The following is a 9399-nucleotide window of genomic DNA, read 5'->3' as shown; positions in this document are numbered from 1 at the left end:
AAGACCAGAACAGAGTAAATCTGTTAAGGCAGGTGCGGAACCCCGCAAGGGAAAGAAGCAGAAACCTAAATCGTGAGGTTTGGGAATCACCGTCCGTTTACGGCGGTGAGGATGTCAAGCACGGTTCTGAGGGGGGGGATGGAGGCGACTCCATTCCCGACCCCTAACACGCCGGCTTTAGAATATTCTTGTCACCCCATCAGGAATCCACTAAACAAAGAAGTTGGAAACAGTGATATTACCGAGAGCGGGTAATGTGCCGGTAATGCCTGTAACGTTAACCAGTAAGTCATTGGCACTTTGGAAACCAGCAACATTATCATTGACAATAATATAGTTTCCGGCTATCCCAGCAGTGGTTACTTGGACCAGGGCCGCGCTATTAATACCAAGTGCTTGGTTTCCAGCTAAGGAACCATTGGCATCGGTAAAAACAGCATTCACGACATTGGTTAAAGTGGCAGCGGCAGAATTGGCAGCACGACTAAAGGCAGCGGGGGCAGGCAGCACACCTCCTGCGGCACTGAGCAAATCAATTTTGTCGGAGCCGATCGCAAAATCAGTGATCCGGTCAGGGTTAGCGACAGTAGATTGGGAAAATTGGAAGAGGAAGACATCGTTTCCTGCTCCCCCCGTCAAGGTATCAATACCAGCACCACCATTAAGGGTATCATTGCCCCCACCACCGTTGAGAAGGTTATTGGCCGTGTTGCCCGTGATCACGTTATTACCTGCGTTACCAGTACCGTTAATGGCGGCTGCTCCCGTCAGTGTCAGGTTTTCCACATTTGCCGCTAAAGTCGTGGTGACAGCGGCCGTGATAGTATCGGTTATGGTCGTGGTAGCTATCGTCACCGCACCAAGAACAGCATTAGTAGGAGAAGACAAAGCTAAAGTAAAGGTCTCATCTGCCTCATTAAAGGAATCATTGAGAATGGGAATGTTGAGGACTTGAGTAGTAACACCAGGGGCAAAGGTTAGAGTTCCAATGGTGGCGGTGTAATCCGATCCCGCGGTTGCTGTACCGTTAGCAGTTGCATAGTTAACGCTGATGGTTTGGCTGCTTGCGTTGGAAAGAGTGACGGTGTAGGAGGCGTTTTGAGGCGTGGTTAAACCTTCAACAATCGTCTGACTGTTGGGGTTAAGATTAATCGTGGGTAATTGAAAGTTGCCAAAATTAACATCAGTCAATTTTTCCCCTGCTTTCAAGTTTAGGGCATAGGGGGTGGTGGGGGAGGTTTGGAGCCAGCCTGTTTGATTCACTTCTCGGATGGCATATTCTCCCGGTCCTAAGTTGCTGAAGGTATATTTACCATCAGCGTTAGTGACTGTGGAAATTTCCCAAGGATCAAGTGTTCCATTGGCAACACTATCAATGTAAATTGTCCAACCTGCTAGGGCTTTTTCGCCTTTGTCCCAGATACCATTAGCATTAGCATCGTTCCATTTACTGCCTTCGATGCTTCCCAGTGGAAGTTTTACGTCTCCATTTTTAAATTCACCTTGCAGTGCCAAGTTCGCCGCCTGCTTTGCTCCTAGCAAGAAGGTTTCATCCCCCGTCACCAGAAAATCAAAGGCGGCCCCATTTAAAAACGCGCCTTCAGCAATACCAATTGCTCGTGCCTTGGCGAAGGCATCCACCACTGCGTCGGATTTTTGTTTCGCTAGAGTTTCTAAGGAGATATATTTCTTTGGAAAGGGATCAGGTATAGGTCCAGGTTTTTGAAATAGAGATTCTCCCTGAGTAACTCGCCAACTGTCGGCAAACGTTGTATGTATTGTTTGAACAGAGGGATTGGCATCCAAGACTGTGCCATCACGCAGAGCAAAATCATTACTGCTATCACCATCGCCATTCCCTAAAAGCCCTTGTAGGGAGCCGGCGCGATCATCAGATGGATTGACAAAAACATCAACGTAGCTCCCATTGTCCGCGGCGATGACGACATCGTTGTCCTCGGCTGTGGAGAAATTACCGTCTAGTCCGGCATAAGTGAAGGTGTACTGATTCCCTGAACGCTGGATTTTCGTGTTATTACCAAAGAATGCGCTGCTGCCACTGCCTAGATTATATGTTTCTCCATTAACTTTTAATTCTTGACCAATGGCAAGCTCTGAATCATAAACAAAAGTTTGGCCGTCTAGTCTGATCGCAAACGCTGTATTGACAGAAACTTGAGCACCTGTATACCAGGGTTTTTGAACGGTTTGCACTTGAAAATCATCAGTTAGAGACTCGACATAAATGAACGTTCCAACTGCTTGCAAATCATAGGGTTTGCCATCAAAGGTAGAAAGATGTACATCACCCCAACCGTGGCCTTGACCAACTACAGGGTTAGAAGTAACAAAGACCGAGAAATCTTGACCTGTAGCAGATGGTACTGAACCCAGTGTACCATTAACATAAACATTAAAACTGGTGTCCGACGGGGAAACACTCCACGATGGAAGATAAATTTGCTCTATGTACTCTACAGCACCAGTGCCAGTGATCAAATCCACGCCAGGGCCACCAGCAACGGCATCAGGAGGACTGAAAAAGCTAGAAGCACCAACTGGTAAAGTAGATACAGTGTAAATATTACCAGTGGTCGTTCCTTGTAGATAAAGATCCAAGTTAGCATCTAGATCACTGGTACTAGGAGTTCCTGTCCAAACTAAGGTAACTTTAAAAGAGCTACTGGAAGAACGAGAGAACTTGCCCATGTTTGCCCGTGAATTTCTAAAGGTATCCTCTACCAGGAATTGACTTAGGGATAGGTTGCCACCAGTAGCATTTCCTAGCGCATCGGCAAAAACCTGTGCAGCAGTAAGATTAGCAATATCCGCAGTTTCCCATAAATTTGCATTGGTTGAACCAACTCCATTCAGAGATGTGTGGATAAGTAAACCTTTTTCTGTAGAATCAAGAGTTGTAATCCTTGTATCGTTTAGAAGAGGGTTATATGGGGCTACGCTGTTAATTCCGCCAGATGTACTACCCGTTATTGGTGTGTAAGGTGTATTTGGACCACTTGGCAAGATTATATTTTTAAAGCGAGCTCTGAAGCTAGGCGTTAACACTGATGAAAATGCAGTTTTTACATTTTCATAGAGGAAGTTATCTTTCAGGTCTTCAGAGATGAAAAGGTTTTGAGACCATAGTAAATCGGCTGGTGTAAGAGGCATAGTGGTAAAAGTTTTGAACGCTTCATACACCATAGCTTAATCATTCGCCTGCGCCAAATCAATAAGCAAAAATACTGAATTAGCTGTAGCAGAAATGTTGAAAACTTTACATACAAGCTGACGGGAACAGGCGTTCGTTTAGAGAGATTAAATTTCCCTCTTGGGATAAAATTAAGTTAACATAGCGCAGTTTATTAAGTAAAGTATCCCCATTATTTGAGGAATTTGCCTAAGCTGTAAAATCAAATATACGATTAATATAAGTGGGTGGGTGGAATTAAATATAAAATGAATGTTGGGTTGAAGCATGAAACCCAACGCCCGCATGGGTTACGAAGTGCGCTAACCCATCCTACAAATAATTGTGCCTCCCTACTTAGAACCAGTTTTAGCATCTACACCCATCACTAATTTCATCTGATGATAGCCTGACATCCAAAACAATTTGGGCGTTGCTGATTTGAGATATGAATCTTCTTTTCTGGTATTTTTAAAACCTAGAGCCAAACTAACTTTTGCATCTGATGCAAAGTTTGCATTCATACCTTGATTCGGCAACGCCTAAACTGGTACAAGTGTATGAACAGCTGCCTGTAAGCATCCCACCGAAAAACTAATGCGCTCCGGGGTTGGGATTGAGTGATAAAATCGGAAATAACGCCCAGTTTTAGCAGAGAGTTTCCCTTTAAAAATCCCAACTCAGTAGATTGACAAAATTGATCTGCAGCCTCGGTTCTGATCACCGATCACTGAAATCCCTAAAATTAAGCGACAATGTAAAGTAAGGTAAAACTTTCTGGACAAATTCTTATTATGGTGTTATTCGGATTCGGAAAAAAATTAACTTTGCCCACAGTAAGGGAGGCACTACCCGGGCGATCGGAAAAAATGCCCGTACCTAGCACCCACTACGTTAACGGTCATCCTTTGCAGCCCCCCTTTCCTGCCGGTATGGAAAGCGCAATGTTCGGTTTAGGCTGTTTTTGGGGAGCAGAGCGGAAATTTTGGCAATTAGAAGGTGTTTACACCACGGCCGTAGGTTATGCGGCTGGTATCACCCCCAATCCCACCTATCAGGAAGTGTGTACCGGCATGACTGGGCATAATGAAGTGGTCTTAGTGGTCTATGATCCCAGTGTGATTTCCTACGAACAACTGTTAAAGGTTTTCTGGGAAAGTCATAATCCCACCCAAGGGATGCGTCAGGGTAATGATACGGGAACCCAGTATCGATCGGGTATCTATACCTATAGTCCCCAGCAAAAGCAATTAGCGGAAAAATCCCGATCAATGTACCAAGAAGCTCTCAATCAAGCGAGCTACGGTCAGATTACCACGGAAATTCTCGACGCACCTGAATTTTATTATGCTGAAGTTTATCATCAGCAGTATTTAGCGAAAAACCCCGGCGGTTACTGCGGTTTAGGGGGAACGAAAGTGGAATGTCCGATCGCTCTTGATCTGAAGTTAACTTAAGTAGGGTTAGGAGTCAGTTATCAGTTATCAGTTATCAGTTATCAGTTATCATTCAGATCATAAAATATCTTTTCTTTTTTGCAACCAATAGGTAAGGAGAAAATAAATAAGGGAATGAAGAATTAATACTCCCCAATTCAATAACAAATTATTGATAGATAATTGATAAACTTGATTGGTATCCTCAAAGGGTAAAGGGAAATTAAAAGTATTTTGTTCTTTCGTTTCTGCAATCATGTCTTCCACCTCTACTAATACCCCATAGGCACCAATCGACCAGCGACTAATCATCAACCATGATAGATATTTCCCCAGACCTTCTAAGCTAAATAATACCCCAGCAAAGATAATCTGAGGAATTAAAATTAAAGGTAAGGCACTATTTGCTTGAGTGATATTACTAACGCCAGCAGAAATTAATAAACCGAGATTAATCGCCGCAAATATAGTTAAAAATGTGGTAATAAAACAGCCAATTAACCAGGTCATTAATTCTGGTTGCGGGTCAGTAAATCCCAAAAATATCACGCAGGTAATTACAATTGTTTGCAGAAAAGCTAAGGCTGCTAAAACCAGAATTTTTGACAATAAATAGGGTAATAATCCCAGATTAACTAATCTTTCTCGCTGATAAATTGGCGATTCTTTGACAATTTCCTGTAGGGAACAGGCAAAACCTACCCACAATTGCGCGCAGGTAAAAACAAAGAGAGTTTTTAAGGCTAAAGGTGCGGATTGGATAGCCTGATTAAAACTGGGATTATCCCCCAAAAATAAAGGATTTTCGTCCCCTAAAACCATGGCCATTAATAAAATTCCGATCGGAGCGGTTGATAGGTATAAAATTAAACTAAATAGATCGCGGATAATTAACTGGCTATAGCGTTGACATAAAATCTGTAGTTGTTGCCAAAAAGATTGTTGAACCTGTTGCGGCCTACTATTATTTTGCTGAAATATTTTACCGATTCTTGCTTCAATATTATTTTTGTAGTAGTCCGATTGTTGAAAACGTTGGCATTCTTGCTCAACTTTTTCGCTAGTTTCCAGATGAATATAAATATCGGCAAAATCCCCCTGAGGTAAAGAGAAAAAATTTAAGGCCTCCCCTGGAGAACCAAAATAACATAAATTGCCCCCTTGACCGAGGAAAACTAATCGATCGCAGAGATTGATATTATTAGTAGCATGGGTGACTAGGAGAATTGTTCTGCCTTCTTTGGCCAATTTTGCCAGCAATTCCATCATCTTTTTATCTAAACCGGGGTCTAATCCCGAGGTGGGTTCATCTAAAAAGAATAATTTGGGATTAGCTAATAATTCTACCGCAATACTCACCCTTTTTAATTGACCACCGCTTAAGTCTCTGACTAAAGTATTTCTTCTTTCTAATAACTCCACCTGCTGCAGGGTTTTCTCGATCACTTCTTGGCAATTAAGATCGGGAGGTAGCCTTAATTTAGAAGCGTAATATAACACTTCTCCCACAGTTAAATCCCTGTGGACGATATCGTATTGGGGAACATAACCGATTTGGGTGCGATAGATATTAAAATTCTGGCGCAGCTCTTCCCCATTCAGATAAACAGTTCCCGAGGTGGTGGGTTCAATTCCTAATAAAGTCTTTAATAAAGTCGATTTTCCCGCACCACTTCCCCCAACAATCGCCACTAATTGACTCGGTTCGATCGGTAAGGAGATACGATTGAGAATTGTCAAGGGTTGTTTCTTTTTATCCCGCACCATCCTGACGATATTTTCGGCATCTAGACGGATATTATCCCCTGTATCTAATAAAACTAATTCATCTCCCTGCAACCGAAAACTATAGGGACCGATTCTCACTGTACAACCGTTAGTTAAAATGGCACTACCCGATACTTTTTGTCCGTCGATAAAGACTCCATTGGTGCTTTTGTCGTAGAGAATATAACGATTTTGGTTATCGCTGTCGATAATTGCGTGTTGTCGGGAAATTGTCGGCGCGTCTAAAACCACAGTTGCGGTATTATCTCGTCCTAAAACTACACTGCGATTGCCTAGGGAAACCGATTTAAAAGCTAAAGGTGGGCTTTTTACCGGTTGGTTAGGATGATAATAGGTGATCTTGACCCAATTTTTGACATCTTGACCGATATTAATCTCATCTCCATTTCGTAAAAGATAGCCCTCTTTGGGAGTAATCACGCGATTGTTGATAAAAAGTTTATTGGAACTAGGATTAGTCCCGTCTCCATCGTAGATATAGTAATCATTTCCCTGACGACGAAAACAAGCTTGTACTCGACTCACCAGCGTCCAGTGTTGGGGAACAACTAAATCCACCTGTTGACCATCCCGCCCCAATTTATGATTAGGACGACTCAGATTAATAGAAGGGAGAATTTCTCCCTGATTGTTAAGAATAATGTAGGGTTCTTGACTAATAACCGTTTTAATGTTGGGAGAATTGGTCATAAAAAGTCGATCGGTAGATGGCGTTCGCAGGGGACGGTAAGAAGCTAAGATAGAATTAATGTCTCGATCGCTACTGTTAACCTCAGAGTCTGGAACGAACTCTAGAGATCATGTTAGTAAAACTTCTTAGGATCGATCGAGCTTGTCTAAATTCCTATTCCTAAGACCTATCCACAGGTTATCGTGCTGTTAGACGATGGTTACAACTCCTATTTCTCCTACCGCCAAGGTTTCTAAAGTCGAAGGTATCAAAGAACACAGTAATTATCTACGAGAACCTTTGGCCAGTGAACTCCTCGAAGATACAACCCATTTTACCGATGCGGCGGTACAGATTCTCAAATTTCACGGTTCCTATCAACAGGATAATCGCGACCATAGAACCAAAGGTCAAGAAAAAGACTATCAAATGATGTTGCGTACCCGCAGTCCGGGGGGTTTTATTCCCGCACAACTATATCTTACCCTCGATAGTTTGTCCGATCGCTATGGTAACGGCACTTTACGGGTGACAACCCGCCAAGGCTTCCAATTACACGGCATTTTAAAGAAAAATCTCAAAGCAACCCTCGGGGAAATTATCCGCAGTATGGGATCCACTTTAGCGGCCTGTGGTGATGTTAATCGCAATGTCACCGCACCGCCAGCCCCCTACAAAAATCGCCCCGAATACGGCTATGCTTGGGAATATGCCAATAATATCGCCGATTTGCTCACTCCCCAAACTGGAGCCTACTACGAAATTTGGCTCGATGGCGAAAAAGTTATCAGTGCAGAAGAAGCGCCGTCCGTCAAGGCATCGAGACAAAAAGATACAAATGGCATTAACAAAAATGATCCCATCGAACCGATCTACGGTCAACATTATATGCCCCGTAAGTTCAAGATCGGTGTCACCGTGCCGGGAGACAACTCCATCGATATCTACACCAATGACCTCGGTTTGGTGGTGATTACCGACGCAAACGGGGAATTACAGGGTTTTAACATCCTTGCGGGGGGTGGACTGGGAAGGACTCACAATAAGGAGGAAACTTTCCCCAGAATGGCCGATGCGATCGGTTATGTGAGCAAAGAGGAGGTGTACGATCTGGTAAAAGCGATCGTGGCAACCCAAAGGGATTACGGAGATCGCGGCGATCGTCGTCATGCGAGAATGAAATATATCCTCGAAGAATGGGGAGTAGAAAAATTCCGCAGCACTGTTGAGGGTTATTTCGGCCAAAAAATCGCACCCTACCAACCCCTCCCCGATTGGAAATATCAAGACTTTTTGGGATGGAATGAACAGGGAGACGGAAAATTATTTTATGGTCTTCATGTAGAAAATGGCCGGGTCAAAAATGAGGGCAGTTTTCAGCTAAAAACCGCCTTAAAAGTGATTATCGAGCGTTTTCAGTTGCCCATGCGCTTGACGGCTAACCATAATATCATTCTCTACGAAATTGAACCCAAGGATCAGGAAGCCGTGGAAGCGATCCTGAAAGAACAGGGAATTATCACCAATCCCGCCGAAATTGACCCTTTAACCCGTTATGCCATGGCCTGTCCCGCTTGGCCCACCTGTGGATTAGCGATTACCGAGTCAGAAAGAATTTTACCCAGCGTGATTGAACGCATTCGCACTCTGCTTAATCGCTTAGGATTAACCAAAGAGGAATTTGTCATCCGCATGACAGGATGTCCCAATGGCTGCGCGCGTCCCTATATGGCAGAATTAGGATTTGTGGGTAGCGCTCCCAATTCCTACCAACTCTGGTTAGGGGGAACGGCCGATCAAACTCGACTAGCGCGCCCCTATTTGGATAAAATGGCGATCGATGATCTAGAAAAGGTCTTAGAACCGATTTTCGTTTACTTCCAACAGGATCAACAAAATAACGAAACCTTCGGAGAATTCTGTCACCGAGTCAATTTCCCTGCTTTACAAGCATTTTCAGCCACCTACACACCTAAAATGACCGAAACTACTACTACTGAATCAAAACCCAAACGCGTGCGTAAAAATCAAAACCGTGTCAGCGTCCCCGATGAAATGTTTGTCCGTCTCAAGGAAGCTTCGGAAGCGGAAAAACGGCCGATGAATCAAATCATCAATGAGGCGCTAGAGGCCTATTTCAGCCAAAAATCCTAAGTTATCAAGGTGGGTTAAATCCCACCTTTTTTTATTAGTATATTCATCGAAAATTTTGGGTCTGAAACCCCGTCGTTCTACGACGGCTTTACCGTTAAATACTAGCGCATTTACCAAATATATGCTAAAATGTGAGACATGGAAAAAGCCTATTCGTTTCG

The 9399-nt window shown here is 43.5% G+C and carries 5 protein-coding genes; 2 read left to right on the top strand and 3 right to left on the bottom strand.

From position 1 onward, the window contains the following. Nucleotides 1-210 precede the first annotated feature (210 nt). Nucleotides 211-3204 (bottom strand): Calx-beta domain-containing protein, encoded by a 2994-nt coding sequence (locus EWV84_RS03235; protein ID WP_287076428.1) that lies wholly within the window; start codon nucleotides 3202-3204, stop codon nucleotides 211-213. Between the two features lie 339 nt (nucleotides 3205-3543). Further along, nucleotides 3544-3714 (bottom strand): hypothetical protein, encoded by a 171-nt coding sequence (locus EWV84_RS03230; protein WP_186814288.1) that lies wholly within the window; start codon nucleotides 3712-3714, stop codon nucleotides 3544-3546. 270 nt (nucleotides 3715-3984) lie between these two features. Between EWV84_RS03230 and msrA the strand changes: the two genes are divergently transcribed. Then, nucleotides 3985-4647: a peptide-methionine (S)-S-oxide reductase MsrA gene (gene msrA, locus EWV84_RS03225; protein WP_287076424.1), complete on the top strand. Its 663-nt coding sequence runs from the start codon at nucleotides 3985-3987 to the stop codon at nucleotides 4645-4647. Nucleotides 4648-4704: 57 nt separating this feature from the next. On the opposite strand, the gene EWV84_RS03220 is transcribed toward msrA, so the two are convergent. Further along, entirely contained in the window at nucleotides 4705-7104 is a 2400-nt protein-coding gene (locus tag EWV84_RS03220; protein WP_287076422.1) for an ATP-binding cassette domain-containing protein, read from the bottom strand. 196 nt (nucleotides 7105-7300) lie between these two features. On the opposite strand from EWV84_RS03220, the gene sir reads away from it, so the two are divergent. Then, nucleotides 7301-9238, top strand: a complete 1938-nt coding sequence (sir, locus tag EWV84_RS03215; RefSeq protein WP_287076421.1) for a sulfite reductase, ferredoxin dependent — start codon at nucleotides 7301-7303, stop codon at nucleotides 9236-9238. Nucleotides 9239-9399: the final 161 nt, after the last annotated feature.

The organism is Microcystis sp. M_QC_C_20170808_M3Col (assembly GCF_007095505.1).
Lineage (GTDB): Bacteria > Cyanobacteriota > Cyanobacteriia > Cyanobacteriales > Microcystaceae > Microcystis.
Note: the sequence above shows the minus strand (reverse complement) of the source record. Positions and strands in the feature narration are given on the sequence as shown.